Source organism: Rhodococcus sp. 5G237 (assembly GCF_053764735.1).
Map to the genome: position 1 here is coordinate 508,756 of NZ_JBSNCD010000004.1, position 16,051 is coordinate 524,806.

Genomic DNA, 16,051 nt, shown 5'->3' on the forward strand with positions numbered 1-16,051 from the left:
ACGACGATGCGCGCCCGATCCGATCGGGCGCGCATCGTGTGTTCTCGGGGCGGATGACGTCAGAACGACGCTTCGTCGAGGTCCATGACGGAGACGTCGACGTCGGTGGCGATCCGTGCCTCTGCGATCGTCGACGGAAGGATGTTGCGAGCGAAGAAGCGGGCCGCAGCGATCTTGCCTTCGTAGAAGGTGCGGTCGGCTGCATCGACCTCACCGCCGAGTGCGCGCAGAGCGACCGCGGCGCTGCGCAGCAACAGCCAGGCGACGACCACATCACCGATCGCGTACAGCAATCGGGTCGCGTTGAGTCCGACCTTGTAGACATTGCGCTCGTCCCCGTCGGCGACGGTCGGATTCGACCGGACGAGATCGGCCGTCATCTTCTCCACGATCGCCCGGACACTGTCGGCCGCCTCGAGCAGCAGGTCGCGTTCGGTCGCAAGATCGGTTGCGGCGGAGCCATCGTCGGCGAACGAGGTGATCTCGTCCAGCAGATGCCCGAATGCCACACCCTTGTTCCGGGCGATCTTGCGGAAGAACAGGTCCTGCGCCTGGATCGCGGTGGTGCCCTCGTAGACGGTGTCGATCTTGGCGTCGCGTACGTACTGTTCGATCGGGTAGTCCTGGAGATAGCCGGATCCACCGAAGGTCTGGAGGGTTTCGGTGCCCAGGACGACCCACGAGCGTTCGGAGCCGTAACCCTTGACGACGGGGAGGAGCAGATCGTTGACCGCCTCGGCGAGCGTCGCGTCCTCTCCTGCCGCACTGCGCAGTGCGATCTCGTCCTGCCAGGTCGCCGTGTACAGCACCAGCGACCGCAGTCCTTCGGCGTACGTCTTCTGGGTGAGCAGAGATCGTCGGATGTCGGGGTGCGCGGTGATGGTCACGCGGGGCGCTGACCGGTCGGACGAGCGGGCGAGGTCGGATCCCTGCACACGCACCTTGGCGTACTCGAGAGCGTTGAGATAACCGCTGGACAGCGTGGCGATGGCCTTGGACCCCACCATCATCCGGGCGTCCTCGATGACGTCGAACATCTGGTTGATGCCGTCGTGGACCTCCCCGAGGAGCCAGCCTCGCGCCGGCTCGTCCGCCCCGAGGGTCATTTCGCAGGTGGCGGAGACCTTGACGCCCATCTTCTTCTCGACGTTGGTGACGTACACGCCGTTGCGTTCTCCGGTGAGTTCACCGGTTTCGAAGTCGAAATGGAACTTGGGGACGAGGAACAGGCTCAGGCCCTTGGTCCCCGGTCCGCCCGCGCCTTCGACGCCCACCGGGCGCGCGAGGACCATGTGGACGATGTTGTCGGTCAGGTCGTGCTCGCCGGCGGTGATGAATCGCTTGACACCGGAGATGTTCCAGGTGCCGTCCTCGTTCGGGGTGGCTTTGGTGCGACCGGCACCGACGTCGGATCCGGCGTCGGGTTCGGTGAGCATCATCGTTGCGCCCCAGTGCTTCTCCGCGGCGATCCGGGCGATCTTCCGGTCCCGCTCGGTGCCGTGGCGCCAGATCACCCGCGTGGCCGTGGGGAACCCGACGTACGTCCACAGGGTGGGGTTCGCGCCGAGCACGAACTCGGCGAGTGCCCAGTTCAGTGAACTGGGCGCATTCGTCCCGCCGAGTTCGGGAAGCACACGCAGCCGCCACCACTCCGCATCCATCCACGTCTTGTAGGTCGCCGCATAGGAGGGGGGCACGGTGACCGTGTGGGTCTGCGGGTCGAAGACGGTCGGGTGGCGGTCGGAATCCTCGAACGACGCGGCGAGTTCCTCGCGGGCGAGGCGGTCGACCTCGCTCAACGCGATCCGCGCCGTCTCGGGGTCGACCTCCTCGAACGGACCTGTCCCGAGCACGCGGTCTCGGCCGAGCAGCTCGAACAGGTTGAACTCCACGTCGCGGAGATTGCTCTTGTAATGGCCCATCGTGGGTGCCTCTCACACTCGTCGGCCCACCCGATGGTGGGCCGGTCGGGGGTACACAGCGCACCGAACCCGGAGACCCGTGGTGCGCCGGGTCCGGGATTCACCGGAGACCGGCCGCACGACACGGGTCGTCCGGGTTCGTAGTGCGAGGTCGATCGGTCAGGCCTCGGCCTGCGCGTAGATCGGCAGCAGGACCGCTGCGGCATCCGCCAGCATCTTCTGGTCGACGAGCAGATGCTGTGTCGCCACGTTCATGTCGCGGACGAAACGGCCCAGGGTGCTCGTCGAGGCGATGCTCGCACTGCCGCCCCACCGGTGCGCGAATGTCACGACGTCCGCGCAGACCTCGTGCACCCACGCGAGCATCTGCTGGGCGCGGGCGATGTGCTCGGGCGTGATCGGTCGGCCGGAGTTCACGGCGTCCTCGGCGGCGCGGACGACGTCGTAGCAGTACAGTCGCGCGGCCTGCAGTTCGGCTTCCTTGCGGCCGAAGTCGATGCGGAAGATCTCGGCCTCGCCCACCGGCACCGAGTAGGTGGGGCGAACCTTGTTGGCCGTCAGGGAGGCCACCAGTTCCAGCGCGCGGGAAGCGATTCCGAGCGCGATGGGGGCGTGGGGCAGACCGCCGGCGAATTCGTTGGTCAGTCTGTACATCGTTTCCGAGCGGGTCGGCGTGCCACCGAACGTCGGGGTGGTGTGCTCGGCGGGGACGAACGTCTTGGTGATCGTGTAGTCGTGGCTGCCCGTTCCGGCGAGTCCCCAGACGTCCCAGTTCTTGTGGAACTCCGCTTCGCTCCTGGGGAGCAGGGCGATACGGGCCTGCGGCTGCCCGTTCTCGCCGAGGATCGGGTTCCCCTGCTCGTCTGCGACGAAGAAGCCGGCACCGACCCACGTCGCGTGGTCGGAGCCGCTCGCGAACGAGTACCGGCCGTCGATGATGTAGCCGCCCTCGACCTGGATACCGGGGTACCGGGGAAGAAGCTGGCCGGCCACGATGAACGGCTCGTCGCGGCCCAGAAGGTCTTTCGCGACATCCGGGGCGAGATATCCGACGACACCGGCGGTGCCCCACTCGCTGGCCATCCACGCCCATCCGGTCGAAGCGTCGGACTTCGCGACTTCTTCGAAGACCCGCATGCCCTCGCTGGGCAGCAGTCCTCCGCCGCCGAGCTCTTCCGGGACCAGCATTCCGTGGAGGCCCTGTTCGACGAAGGCGTCGGCAACCGGCTTCGTGAGGGTGCGCTCGCGCTCGATGGCGGCAGCTTCCTGCCTGATGAGAGGTGCGATGGAACGCGCGCGCTGGAGGTAGTCGGCTTCGCGGGCGCTACTGGCGACCGTCTCCGGGCTCAGCGTCTCGGTCATGTTTCATGCCTTTCGTGCGGAGGTGATCCGGCGACGTGCCCCACCATTCGAGTGTCTTCCACGCAACCGGCGTTCTTGGTCCCTACGGAGCCCCCGAAGCAGATTCACGAAGCGCTCCGGTGTGATCAAGCTAACATAGTTACCGCTAATGTCAAGGTACTAATTCCCAGGTAGACGCATTTCGTAGTTGTCCGTGTGCATAACCGGTACTCACATCCATGCGCATTCGGCGTGTAAGGAGTCACACCCTGAGAACAGCGATCCTTCGAGAGGGAGATTCGTACGGGCCCGGCACCCCGGGTAGCCGTTACGGTTGTGAACCGTAACTCTAGCGATTCTCCGCGTCAATACCGCCTTCTACTGGCATGTATGCCCGTACTGTTAGTAACGACTAAGGCACGAACAATGTCGCGACAGGGTCCTCACACAGATTCGATCATCCCGACATCCGGCCGCAAGTCCACAACAGCGACTAACTAAAGACCCCGATATCCCTAGTGGATGTGCTATTGACTCTCGCGCACCGCCATAGTTACGATTAACACCACGTCAGGACAGAGTGCATCCGGAACCCGAGAGCGCTCGCCGCTCCGCGACGCTACGGGTCACCTTCGATGAAAACGACTCCTCTCGAGCACCTTTCGTGAATCCCTCGAACTCCCTGACCGCCCGAACCACTACTTCGTCCCACAAACGGAAGGACGCGATATGAGCCTGGCAATCCCCCCGGATCCCGCACTCGACCGCGATACCGTGCGCACAGCCGTCGCCGCAGGCAACATCCCGTGCCTGCTCCCCGTCCTCTACCAATTGACCGGCGAGGAGAAATGGCTCTCCGCCCCGTATGTTCCGACACCCACCAAGGGGTACGAGGAACACAACGACGGCGGTCTCGACCCGCAGATCCAGGCCGAGATCCGTGAAGCTGCGACCGACGCCGTGCTGGACTGGTGCAACGGCAAGCCGATCGCGCACCCGGCACCGACCGGCACGGAACTCGCCCGGTTGATGAGCACGGTCATGGGCGAGCCCGTCTCCGAACGTTACTCCCCGATGATCGCCGAGCAGCTCGGTTTCGCCCCCTACACGCCCACCGACGTCGGTGAGAAGATCCGCTCCGACCGACAGGATTTCGGTGTCGTCGTCGTGGGAGCCGGCATCTCCGGCCTGACCTGCGCGATCAACTTGGAGAAGGCCGGTATCCCGTACACCGTCCTGGAACGGAACGACCGTCTCGGCGGCACCTGGTGGGAGAACCGTTATCCCGGGGCACGGGTGGACATCCCCAGCGACCTCTACTCGTTCTCCTTCCGCCCGAAGAACTGGTCCGAGCACTTCGCCCGCCGTGACGAGATCTTCGACTACGTCTCGGACGTGGCCGCCGAGTACGGCATCACCGATCGGATCCGGTTCGGCCATTCGGTCGATACGGCCACATGGGACGAGAGCGAACAGCTCTGGGTCCTGTCGGTCACCGGTCCCGACGGTGAGAAGCAGGAACTGCGCGCGAGCGCGCTGGTGACGGCAGCCGGGCTGCACAGCACTCCGAACGTTCCGGATTTCGCGGGGGCTGCGGACTTCCGCGGCGAGATCGTCCACTCCGCACAGTGGCCCGAGGACCTCGACCTGCGCGGCAAGCGCGTCGCGGTGGTCGGCAGCGGTGCCAGTGCGATGCAGTTGGTGGTGGCGATCTCCGACCAGGTCGAGAACATGGTCGTCCTGCAGCGTCAGCCGCAGTGGATCGCCCCGAACGAGAACTACTTCCGACAGACCGACGACAGCAAGAACTGGCTGTTCGACCACATCCCGTTCTACCGGGGCTGGTACCGCTTCCGGCTGTACTGGCTCTACACCGAGCGGACCTACGCCGCACTGCCGGTCGACCCGGAGCGCGAGACGAAGGGCAAGCTCGTCAGCTCCCTCAACGACGCCTACCGCGCCTATCTCACCGCCTATCTCGACAGCCAGACAGCAGGCGACGAGGAGTTGCGCCGCAAGACCCTTCCCGGCTATCCGCCCTTCGGCAAGCGCCTTCTCATCGACAACGGCTGGTTCACCACCCTGCGCAAGCCTCATGTCGAACTGCTCACCGACAGCGTCGCGCGGCTCACCCCGACCGGACTCGTCACGGCGAACGGGGAGGAACGCGACATCGACATCCTCATCCTGTGCACGGGATTCCAGCAGCAGCGGTTCCTGTTCCCCATGGACATCCGCGGACGCGAGGGCAGCTCACTGCGCGAGATGTGGGACGACGACAACGGGCGTGCCTATCTCGGTATCACCACCCCGGGATTCCCGAATCTGTTCTTCCTCTACGGGCCGAACACGAATCCTCCCGGCGGCAGCTACATCACGATCGCCGAGGCCCAGGTGCGCTACGTCGTCGAGGCGATCGGCCGGCTCGTGTCCGAGGATCTGGCGGCGCTGGAATGCAAGCCCGAACCGTACGAGCGGTACAACGCCGAACTCGACGAGGCGAACTCGACGATGGTCTATGCGATGGACGGCGTGACGAGCTACTACCGCAACTCCCGCGGCCGGGTCGTCACCAACTCCCCGTGGCCGGTGGCCGACTACTGGGCCCGCACCGAGCGCCCCGATCCGGCGGACTTCACCGCGACGAAGCGCCGCGTCGGCTGACCTGCTCCGACCACACGAACGGGCCGGATTCCCTCTGGGAATCCGGCCCGTTCCGTTCGAGCGGCAGGAGGTGGTCTCAACCGGCGGAGACGAACAGCTCCGACTGCAGATCGGTCTCGTCGAGGCAGACCGTCTCTCCCTCGTTGCGTGCCTTCAACTCCCCGTCACGGACTTCACCGACGTAGTAGCAGGTCGGATAGGTCCGGGCGGTTCCCGAATAGGTCAGCGGTGGTGCCAGACCGTCCAGGGTCTCCCCGTCCAGCTCGCGCAGACCCCGCGTGACGTCGGCGCCGGTCGAGTCCGAGGTGAGCTGTGCCTGCTCGGCGGCCGCCTCGAACAGCTTGCCCGCGATCCACTGGTCGAAGGCGACGGCCGAGAACTGCTCGGATTCGGTGAGATCGTCGTAGTGGGAGTCCAGGATCTCGTGCGCCTCCCCCACGGCGGGAACCGACGGATCGAAGTACGGGGCGTTGGACTGGGTGAACAGCACACCGTCCGTCGCCGAGGACTGCACGAACTCGTTACCGAGTGCCCCTGCGGAGGTGTAGAACTGGGGCTTGTAGCCGATCTTGTGGCAGTCCTCCGCGATCCGCACGTCCACGCTGGCGATGTGGGCGAGGAAGATGCCGTCGACACCTTCGTTCTTCATGGTCTGGCACACGGCCGTGTAGTTCGGTGCGGTGGCCGCGGCCTTGACGGACAGGTATTCGAGATCGAGGTCCGCCGCGGACTTCGCCGCCAGCGCATCGGAGTCCGCGCACACCGGGGATTCCGAGCAGTACACGACACCGAACTTGGAGGTCCCTTCCTCCTTTGCCAGTTTCACCAGACCGTAGGTGATCACCGGATTCGGCGACCCGGCGATGTAGAAGTCGTCGCTGACGAGGAAGGTGCCGTCGGAGGGCACACCCCCGACCACCGGGATGCCTTTCTCCTCGACGTACTGGCGCCACGACCCGGTCGTTCCCGTGATGGGTCCGACGATCGCGACCGCGCCTTCCTCCTCGACGAGGCTCTTGACGGCGGCGAGCGCCTTCGACGGTTCCTGCCCGATGTCCTTGACGACGATCTTCACGGGATGACCGTTGATGCCGCCCGAGGCGTTGACGCTGTCCGCCCACGCCTGGGCGACGTCGTCCACGCGCCCGTGGGTCGGCGCGGACACACCGGAACAGCCGCACACCGTTCCCACGACGATCGGTGGCCCGGTGAGCTCGGGCGCCGCGGCGGGTTCGCTCTCCTGCGCGCCCGAACAGCCCGCCAGGACGAGCATGCTCAGGACGGCCGCGCTCACGACGCACCTTCGGATCGTGTTCTTCACAAGAGCTCCTCTGCTGGAAAGAGTTGGTACGTTGTCGTCTTCCGCTCCGGTCGAGGCGGAAGGAAGATCCGGTCAGGCCGTTGCCACGTCGATGCGGAGATAGCGACTCGTGAGTTCGTCCTCGTCGAGGGCGGACGGTTCGAGCGCTTCCGAGAGGCGTCCGCGATCGAGCAGGTGCACCACGTCGGCGCCGGCGAGTGCCCGTCCGACGTACTGCTCGACGAGCAGAACGGACTTCCCCGCCTTCCGGAGCACGGCCAGTGCCGCGAAGATCTGGTCGACCACCAGAGGCGCCAATCCCATCGACACCTCGTCGAGCACGACGATCGAACTGCGCGGGACGAATGCGCGGGCCAGGGCGACCATCTGCTGCTGGCCACCGGACAGACTTCCGGCCTTGGCGTTCAGGCGCCGCCCGATCTCGGGGAAGACCTCCAGGGCCAGGTCGTAGTGGTCGCTCAGGGGCCCGTCGACGGCGAGGAGCAGGTTCTCCCGCACCGTAAGGCCGGGGAAGACACCGCGACCTTCGGGGATCAGGCAGATCCCTGCTGCGGCACGCTTCGTCGCGCCCTGGCCGGTGATGTCGAGCCCGCCGAGCCGGATCGATCCGGACATCGGGGCCAACAGACCACCGATGGTTTTCAGCAGGGTCGTCTTGCCGGCACCGTTCGGCCCGAGCAGGGCGACGACGGATCCGGGTGCGACGGTCAGGTTCACCTCGCGCAGCACGGTCGTGCGGCCGTATCCCGCTGTCAGTGCGGATATCTCCAGCGTCGATGTCGTCACTTGACCTCCTCCAGTTCGGCCGCGGCGACTGCGCCGGCGGTGTCCTCCTCGGTGCCCAGATAGGCCGCCTGCACGACGCTCGACCGCCGGGCCTCGGCCGGAGTTCCCTCGAAGATGATCCGGCCGAATTCGAGGACGTAGACCTCGTCGCAGATGCCGAACACCAGGGAGACGTCGTGCTCGACGAGGATCACTCCGATGCCGCGTTCGTCGGCGACCTTCCGGATCAGCTCGCCGAGGCGGGCGGACTCGTTGTGGTCGAGACCGGCCGACGGCTCGTCCAGGAGCAGCACGGGATATCCGCCGGCGAGGCAGCGGGCGACCTCGACGATGCGCCGGATACCGGTGGGCAGGCTCATGACGTGCCGGTCGGCCAGCTCCTCGAGTCCGCATGCCACGAGCGCGGCCTCGGTGGCGGCGTCGATCCGTTCACGTTCGGACGGCGACGAGTGCAGATGGGTGCGCGGATCGAGTCCGACGGTGCGTCCTTCCGCACCGGCCGCGACGTTCTCCCGGACCGTCATCGACTCGAACAGTTCGGCCGTCTGGAAGGTGCGGCCGATCCCGGCCCGTGCGCGGGCCGAGGGGCTCTTGCGTCCGAGATCCGCGCCGCCGAGGGTCACCGAACCCGAGGACGGATCGACCAGCCCGGTCACGGCGTTGAACATCGTGGATTTGCCGGCACCGTTCGGGCCGATGAGCCCGGTGATCCGCCCCGGCCGGCAGACGATGCGAGCACCGTCGAGTGCTTTGACCCCGCCGAAGACGACGTCGATGTCCTTTGCTTCGAGGACCACACCGTCGGTGGCGACGTCCGGGAGCACAGGGCGCTCGGGCGACTCGCTCCGCTCGGCGGCGCGCCCGGGCGACTCGCTCCGGTCGTCTGTCGGGCGGCGGAACCACCGGTCGATCGACTCCGTCACCGCGCGGGGCAGGCCGATCGGGGGGAGCAGAACGAGGCCGATGGCGCTGAGGCCGAACAGCAGCTGGAGATAGGTGCCCACTTCGGTGCTCGGGAAGTAGCTGGGGACCAGCGTGTAGGCGGCGGCTGCGACGATGCCGTTCCACGGGGTCGCAGGGCCGTTGAGCACGATGATGACGAAGACCGTCAGCGACACGATGGGGGCGTAACTGTCCGCGGAGATCGTCTGCTGGGCCGCCCCGGCGAGAGCACCGCCGATCGCGGCGAGGAAGGCGGCCGCACAGAAGACGAGGACGCGGGTCACCGCGGCCGGAACACCGCTGGCCTCCACCGCTTTCGGCGACTGCTTGATGTAGGTCAGCAGGCGGCCGAGCCGGCCTCGTTCGAGCACCGCCACCGCGAGCACGGCCACCGCGACGATCGCCAGGACGAGATAGAAGTACCCGGTGTCCGAGGTGAGGTCGACCAGCGGGGTGACCGGCCGACGGACCTCGAGTCCCGACGACGCGGCGCCGAACATGAAGTCCTGGGTGTAGAACATCTGCTGCAGGAAGATGCCGAACCCGAAGGTCGCGATGGCCAGGTACAGGCCCCCGAGCCGGATCGCCGGCACCGCCAGCACCAGGCCGATCGGTACCGCGACGACCCCGGCGAGGACGAGGGCGAGCGGCCAGCTGAGACCGGCACCCTGCAGCAGATGGGAGAACGTCACCGCACCGATGGCCATGAACGCGATCTGCGCGAGGGAGACCTGCCCGGAGGTGTGGACGAGCAGCGACAGCGACAGGAAGACCAGGACCATCGCCAGCGCCACGGTCCAGTCCACAAGGTGGATGCCCGCGAAGGCCGGCACGGTCGCCAGGAAGGCGAGCACGACGACGCCGGCGGTCACCTGGAGCCGGAGCGGGGCACGCCAGGCCGGACGCGGGTGCACCCGGACCGCGGTGCGGTCGGCCAGGTACTTCTTCGGGAAGAACAGCAAAACGACGAAGAGCACGGCGAATGGGAGCGCGGCCGGCAGGGAGGCGAGGATGCCGTCGGTCAGCCAGCGCGTCGCCAGGGACGCGAGGACACCGACGACGAGCCCACCGGCGAAGGTGCCCGGAAGATTGCTGAATCCCCCGATCGCCGCGGCGGCGTAGGCCGCGACGACCAGCAACGTCAGCTGGACGGGGTCGAGCGGCATGATCGGGGCGAGCAGGACGCCGGACAGCGACGCCATCACGGTGCCGAGCATCCACGCCCAGCGGCGGACCCGGGTGGCGCTGCGCCCGACCAACTCGAGCAGGTCGGGGTTCTGCACCACGGCCTTCATGGCGATGCCGGTGCGGGTCCAGCGCAGGAACGCCCACAGTCCCGCCGTCGCCAGCGCTGCGATCACGAAGGTCGCGATGTCCTCGAACTGCACGAAGGTGCCGCCGACCTCGATGCTGCCCTCGGGCAGGAAGGGCGGTACCCGTCGGACCTTCTGGGAGCCGAAGATCAGCTCCACGCCGGCCTGGACGACGAGCAGGATGCCGACCACTCCGGCCACCTGCAAAGTCAGGGCTGCGCCCTGCAGTCGGCGGGCGAGGAATTCGAGGAGCACCCCGACGACGGGTCCGATGACGAACACGGTGATCGCCGCCGCGACGAGCCAGGGCAGTTCCCACAGCACCTCGAGCACGTAGAACGAATAGGCGGCGAGGGCGGCCAACGCGCCGTGGCCGATGTTGAACACGCCGGACGTCTTGTAGGTCAGGACGAGTCCGACTGCGGCGAGACCGTATACCGAGCCCGCCACCAATCCGATGATGAGAAAAGGGAAAATGTCCACTCTATGCACTCCTCGAGCAAGGACACGTGCTGCTGAGCGAGCCACCGAGCGCGCCTTGCGTTCGGACCATGCATCGACTGCACGCTGAGAGACCGCGCGATATGCGCTGGATCACATATCTACCCGACCGTGCCGGGAACCGCAACGGAACACGCTATCTCCGCGACTTCCGATTACGTTGCGGTACTGCATGTTCGGGTTCAACTGCACGACGAACAGCCGGTGACCCGTCGCGTCGGGAACGCGACGGGCACCGGCCGATGGGCGAGGGGGATCAATTCACGTTGCGGCCGTGTCCCTCCCAGTACGGCGCACGGAGTTCGCGTTTGAGGATCTTTCCGACCGCGCTGCGCGGCAGGGTGTCCGCGAAGACCACGGAGACGGGGCATTTGAACCGGGCGAGATGCGCGCGGCAGTGCGCGAGCACGATCTCCTCGGTGAGTTCGGCGACCTCGGCAGCGACCACCACGGCCACCGGACTCTCTCCCCACCGTTCGCTGGGGACACCGATGACGGCGACGTCCGCGACGCCCTTCAGCCCGAACAGGACCTCTTCGATCTCACGAGGGTAGATGTTCTCCCCTCCCGAGATGATCATGTCCTTCACGCGGTCGGAGATGTACAGGAAGCCGTCGTCGTCGAGATATCCGGCATCGCCGGTACGGAGCCATCCGCCGTCGAGAACCGCGCGGGTGGCGTCCTCGAGCTTCCAGTACCCGCTCATGAGCTGCGGCCCACGGACCGCCACCTCCCCCACCGTGCCGGTCGGGCACTCGTGACCGTCGCTCGAGACCACACGAATCTCCGAGCCGATGACGGCGCGTCCTGCGGAGGCCAGGATGCCCGGATCCGACCGGAGCGCACGATGATGGTCCTCGGGTGCGAGGATGGTTGCCACTGCGCAGCATTCGGTCATCCCGTAGGCCTGCGCGAAGTCGCACCCGAAGATGTCCATGGCCTTTCTCACCAACTCCACCGCCATCGGCGCCGAGCCGTAGACCATGAGATCCAGGGCGGTGAAGTCGAGTTCCGCGACGACCGGATCGGCGATCATCTCCTGGATCATCGCCGGTGCCAGCGTCAGCAGCTGGATGCGTAGTTCGGACATCGCCCGCAGCACGCCCGCTCGGTCGTAGTCGCGCACCACGCGGATCGAGCAACCCCCGGCCGTGTATGCGAGCACCTGCAGTGCGGCACCCGCATGGAACAACGGCATCACGCACAGTGTGCGCTTGCGATTCGCGTCCAGTGCCAGCTGGATCTGCATCGCGTTGATACAGGCAGCCCGGTGGGACACCATGGCACCCTTGGGTTTACCGGTGGTCCCGCTCGTGTACATCTGGTGGTACACCGCGTCCTCCGGGACGTCGCGGTCGACATCGCCCGTCCCGCAGGAGAGCACGTCGCCGGCGAATCCCATCACGGCCTCGCCTCCGCCGCGGAGAATCGACACCGTGGTCTCGGCCGGGGCCACTTCGGTGAAGGCCTCGGCGTAGTCCTCGTGTACGACGGCGAGCACACATCCGGCGTCCTCGACGATGTACTTCCATTCGGCCGGAGCCAACCGGAAGTTGAGAGGAACCGGGACGACACCGGCCCGTGAGGCACCGAAGTAGAGCGCGATCATCTCGAGCGAATTGCGGTCGAGCACGGCGAATCGATCACCGGGTTCGAGGTTGGCAGCCAGCCAGTTCCCCACCCGCCGAGTCCAGTCCTGCATCTCACGCCAGGTGAGCGTGCGGGTCCCGTCGGTGACGTAGACCTCGTCCGGAAATCGTCGTGCCCAGTGGTCGAGCAGGTCGTGCACGCGCATGGATGCCGTCCTCGATTGTTGCGGTCGGAAGGTAGCGAGATGCCGATGGGCCCGTCAGTCCGGAAGACCGGACCGCAGAGCCACGGAGATCTGGTCCCGTACGTCGTCATCGGTGAAACGACTCACCGCCGAGACGATCTCGTCTCCGTTCGCACCGGAGCGGTAGGTCGCGGCGAGGGTGTCGGCGACCTCGCTCCGGCGTCGTCGCAGGGTCGCCACATCGACGTCGTTGCTCCCGGCAGGATCCAGGCCCAGCGCGACGGCGAGTTCCTCGGTGCGCTCGAGACTGCGTGCGAGCCCGTCCGGATCCCATGCGAGGCGGGCGACGAGATTGTCGAGTGCCTCGACCACACCGGCCAGTTCCAGCCGGGCGGTACCGCCGGTGACGTCCGGCGCGACCCGTTCGACGAGTGTGTCCCTGATCGTGCGCAGCACCTGCTGCGGATCGGTGGAGTAGACGGTCATGTCAGTGTCCCCATTCCCCGTCGCGCAGCATCTGTCCGAGCCAGCCGAGGCTGTAGTAGACGCTGTGCGCCATGTTCGCGTACCGCAACTCGTCACGTTCCCCGCGCGAGTAGATGTCGACGGCCTGCAGGCATCCGACGGCGGTCTTCACCAGCGACTGGACCGTCCACCACGTCAGGGTGTCCGGACGTGGACGCCAACCGCCGGCCGCCTCGTATTCGTCGAGGAACGGCTCGCTCTCGATGAGCTTGCACAACAACGGGGAACGCCCGCGCGAGGTCCGTTGCGCGAACCACGCGATGTCGGCGGTCGGGTCCGAGAAGTGCGCGGTCTCCCAGTCGAGGACACCGGTGATCGTGTCGTCCTCGACCACGAGATTGCCGATCCGGAAATCGTTGTGCACGAGCGACACCCGACCCGAGACCGCATCGCGCCGATGATCCAGCCATGCGAACGCGAGATCGAGGATCGGGATCGGGATGTCGACGACGTCCCGATAGACCCGGTGCCACTTGTCGTTCTCGTGCTTACCGGTGTCCGCCGGTTCCGGAACCGGACCGAGCGCGGTCAGGTTCAGACCGTGCGGGTCGGCGGCGTGCAGGCGTGCCATTTCCCGGGCCACGTCCAGCCCGAGCCTCCATCGGGTCTCCTTGTCGGGAACCACGCGGGAGACGGTGTTCGGCATCGGGATCAGGCCCTCGACCTTCTCCATCGCGAACCATCCACGACCGGTCTCGGGCACCGAGTAGGCGATCACCTGCGGAACGCGCATCCCGATGCCGGCTGCGGCCTCGAGAAGCGCGACCTCACGAGCGACGTCGTAATCGCCGACGATGCCGCTGATCGGCTGACGCTTGACCGCGTAGGTCGCGGTCGAATCGCCGGTGCCCGCCGTCCACGTCGCGGTGACGAGATAGGTCTCCCACGAGTTCCCCTCGCCGCGCAGGTCCACGTCGGTGAGGGTCAGCGACCCGCCCGCACCGACGGCGCGGTCGAGCTCGGCGGTGAGTTCGTCGAGGAATTCGTTACGCATGCCCGTCACCTCGGTATAGATGTCCGTGACGCTCATCAGAACACCACCGCCGTCGGTCCGCCGCCGTCGACGACGAGACGCTGACCGGTGACGTACCCGGAGTCGGGTGACACCAGGAAGGCCACGGCACCGGCGACGTCCTCAGGACGGCACACACGACCGAACGGGGACGACGCGTCGAGTTCGGCGATGTCGGTGCCGCGCGACGCGGAGACGAGTCGTCGGCCCATCTCGGTGGCGATGAGGCCGGGCGCGACGATGTTCGCGTGGATGCCGTTCGGACGTTCCTCCTGGGCGAGGGTCCGGATGCAGGTCTCCATGGCCGATTTCGCCATCGTGTACGGCGCCGAGTTCGGTGGCGCGGAGGCGGTGGTGGTGCTCGAGATCATCACGATGTCCCCGCGGCCGTCCGGCTCGGACGCGGCCTTCCGCATCCCCGGCAGGACGAGCTGGATCAGGCGGATCGGGCCGAGCGCGTGGACGTTCAGCAGTTGTTCGAACTCCGCGCGGGTGGTGGTCGCCACGTCGAGTCCCCGGCTGGCCGAGCCTGCGTTGTTGACCAGCAGGTCGACCGCACCCAGGTCGTTTCGGATCGATTCGACCATCGCCTCGACGGCGACCTCGTCGTCGATCGAGGCCCGGTAGGCGCGGGCCGTGCCGCCGGTGGCGGTGATCTCACCGACCACCTCGTCGGCGGCATCGGCCTCACGGCGGTAGTTGACGGCGACGGCCGCGCCGTCGCGGGCGAGCCGCAGGGCCACGGATCGTCCGAGGCCTCGCGAGCTCCCGGTGACGAGAGCGACACGTCCTGCGAGCGGCCCGGTCATCGTGCCACCACCCTTCGACCCACCAGATCCTTCATCACTTCGTTCGCTCCTCCGTAGATCCGCTGGATACGCGCGTCACGCCAGATCCGGGCGATCGGGTATTCCTCCATGTAGCCGTAGCCGCCGAACAGCTGCAGACACCGATCGACGACGTCCCACTGCAGTTCGGTCGCCTTGTACTTGGCTCCGGCCGCATCGTCCGCGGTCAGTTCGCCCTCGTTCAGCGCGAGCACACACTTGTCGACGTAGTGCTGCATCACCTGGACATCCGTGTGCATCTCGGCGATGGCCATCCGAACGGACTGCAGTTCGGACAGCGGAGCGCCGAACGCGACCCGGTCGCGCACGTGATCGAGAGCCAGGCTCAGTGCGTGCGCGGCCGACGCGACGCCCGAGACGGCGATCGACAGGCGTTCGCGCGGGAGATTGGCCACCGCCGATCCGAATCCGCGTCCCGGTTCGCCGATGATGTTCGAGACCGGGACCCGGCAGTCGGTGAAGACCAGTTCGGCGGTGTCCTGGGCCTTGCGCCCGATCTTGTGCATCGGCCGGCCACGTTCGAAGCCGGGGGTTCCGGCTTCGACGGCCACGAACGACGTCCCGCGGCCGTCGCGTTCACCGGTGCGCACCAGCACGATCGCCAGGTCGCAGGTGGCACCGCTCGTGATGAACGTCTTCGTGCCGTTGATGACGAGTTCGTCGCCGTCCCGCCGTGCGGTGGTGCGGATCGATGCCAGATCCGAACCGGCGCCGGGTTCGGTCATGCCGAGGGCGGTGACGCAGTCGCCGCTGGTGAACTTCGGAAGCCAACGTGCCTTCTGGGCGTCGGTTGTCAGGTCCCTCAGGTACGGCACGATGATGTCGTTCTGCATGCTGAAGGTGTCGCCGGCCATTCCGGACGCGACGACCTCCTCCGTCATGACGGCGTTGTACCGGAAGTCGGTGATGCCCAGACCACCGTAGGCGGTGTCGAACTCGAAGCCGAGGAATCCCGACTTCGCGGCGGCGTTGATGAAGGCACGGTCGACCGTCCCCTCACGTTCCCAGTCCTCGACGTACGGCACTGCCTCACGGTCCAGGAAGGCCCGGAAGGCGGACCGGAAGGCCTCGTGCTCGTCGGTGTAGATGTCCCTGCGCACCG

General features: G+C 66.8%; 11 protein-coding genes. 1 reads left to right on the forward strand and 10 read right to left on the reverse strand.

Translation table 11 applies throughout. From position 1 onward, the window contains the following. Positions 1-59: 59 nt before the first annotated feature. Together ACWPOC_RS11845 and ACWPOC_RS11850 are read right to left on the reverse strand one after the other, a co-directional pair. Positions 60-1,922, reverse strand: a complete 1,863-nt coding sequence (locus ACWPOC_RS11845) for an acyl-CoA dehydrogenase (protein WP_120280593.1) — start codon at positions 1,920-1,922, stop codon at positions 60-62. 159 nt (positions 1,923-2,081) lie between these two features. Then, positions 2,082-3,284, reverse strand: a complete 1,203-nt coding sequence (locus ACWPOC_RS11850; RefSeq protein WP_120280594.1) for an acyl-CoA dehydrogenase family protein — start codon at positions 3,282-3,284, stop codon at positions 2,082-2,084. A gap of 708 nt (positions 3,285-3,992) precedes the next feature. Here ACWPOC_RS11850 and ACWPOC_RS11855 point away from each other — a divergent pair. Next, the gene (locus ACWPOC_RS11855) at positions 3,993-5,927 is read left to right on the forward strand and encodes an FAD-dependent oxidoreductase (protein ID WP_120280595.1); all 1,935 of its coding nucleotides are present in this window, start codon (positions 3,993-3,995) and stop codon (positions 5,925-5,927) included. Positions 5,928-6,003: 76 nt separating this feature from the next. Here ACWPOC_RS11855 and ACWPOC_RS11860 read toward each other — a convergent pair whose 3' ends face one another. The 8 genes from ACWPOC_RS11860 to ACWPOC_RS11895 all read right to left on the reverse strand — a co-directional run bounded on the left by ACWPOC_RS11860 (position 6,004) and on the right by ACWPOC_RS11895 (position 16,049). Beyond that, on the reverse strand, positions 6,004-7,221 hold the full coding sequence (locus ACWPOC_RS11860; RefSeq protein ID WP_147414368.1) for an ABC transporter substrate-binding protein: 1,218 nt from the start codon (positions 7,219-7,221) through the stop codon (positions 6,004-6,006). 99 nt (positions 7,222-7,320) lie between these two features. Next, the gene (locus ACWPOC_RS11865) at positions 7,321-8,034 is read right to left on the reverse strand and encodes an ABC transporter ATP-binding protein (RefSeq protein WP_455408680.1); all 714 of its coding nucleotides are present in this window, start codon (positions 8,032-8,034) and stop codon (positions 7,321-7,323) included. Beyond that, on the reverse strand, positions 8,031-10,739 hold the full coding sequence (locus ACWPOC_RS11870) for an ABC transporter permease subunit (protein WP_455408681.1): 2,709 nt from the start codon (positions 10,737-10,739) through the stop codon (positions 8,031-8,033). Before ACWPOC_RS11870 ends, ACWPOC_RS11865 begins: the two co-directional genes overlap by 4 nt. 307 nt (positions 10,740-11,046) lie before the next feature. Further along, positions 11,047-12,585, reverse strand: coding sequence for a long-chain-fatty-acid--CoA ligase (locus ACWPOC_RS11875; RefSeq protein ID WP_120280598.1), 1,539 nt, complete (start codon positions 12,583-12,585; stop codon positions 11,047-11,049). 54 nt (positions 12,586-12,639) lie between these two features. Further along, positions 12,640-13,050 (reverse strand): hypothetical protein, encoded by a 411-nt coding sequence (locus ACWPOC_RS11880; RefSeq protein ID WP_120280599.1) that lies wholly within the window; start codon positions 13,048-13,050, stop codon positions 12,640-12,642. Between the two features lies 1 nt (position 13,051). After that, positions 13,052-14,119 (reverse strand): phosphotransferase family protein, encoded by a 1,068-nt coding sequence (locus ACWPOC_RS11885; protein ID WP_120280600.1) that lies wholly within the window; start codon positions 14,117-14,119, stop codon positions 13,052-13,054. After that, the gene (locus ACWPOC_RS11890; protein ID WP_455408682.1) at positions 14,119-14,910 is read right to left on the reverse strand and encodes an SDR family NAD(P)-dependent oxidoreductase; all 792 of its coding nucleotides are present in this window, start codon (positions 14,908-14,910) and stop codon (positions 14,119-14,121) included. The genes ACWPOC_RS11885 and ACWPOC_RS11890 overlap by 1 nt, the downstream gene beginning before the upstream one ends. Further along, the gene (locus ACWPOC_RS11895; protein WP_455408683.1) at positions 14,907-16,049 is read right to left on the reverse strand and encodes an acyl-CoA dehydrogenase family protein; all 1,143 of its coding nucleotides are present in this window, start codon (positions 16,047-16,049) and stop codon (positions 14,907-14,909) included. Before ACWPOC_RS11895 ends, ACWPOC_RS11890 begins: the two co-directional genes overlap by 4 nt. Between the last annotated feature and the right edge of the window lie 2 nt (positions 16,050-16,051).

Bases quoted from the DNA above. Each gene is read 5' to 3' on its own strand.
- ACWPOC_RS11875 (WP_120280598.1), bottom strand. From the start codon at position 12,585: ATGCGCGTGCACGACCTGCTCGACCACTGGGCACGACGATTTCCGGAC.
- ACWPOC_RS11890 (WP_455408682.1), bottom strand. From the start codon at position 14,910: ATGACCGGGCCGCTCGCAGGACGTGTCGCTCTCGTCACCGGGAGCTCG.
- ACWPOC_RS11855 (WP_120280595.1), top strand. From the start codon at position 3,993: ATGAGCCTGGCAATCCCCCCGGATCCCGCACTCGACCGCGATACCGTG.
- ACWPOC_RS11845 (WP_120280593.1), bottom strand. From the start codon at position 1,922: ATGGGCCATTACAAGAGCAATCTCCGCGACGTGGAGTTCAACCTGTTC.
- ACWPOC_RS11885 (WP_120280600.1), bottom strand. From the start codon at position 14,119: ATGAGCGTCACGGACATCTATACCGAGGTGACGGGCATGCGTAACGAA.
- ACWPOC_RS11850 (WP_120280594.1), bottom strand. From the start codon at position 3,284: ATGACCGAGACGCTGAGCCCGGAGACGGTCGCCAGTAGCGCCCGCGAA.
- ACWPOC_RS11880 (WP_120280599.1), bottom strand. From the start codon at position 13,050: ATGACCGTCTACTCCACCGATCCGCAGCAGGTGCTGCGCACGATCAGG.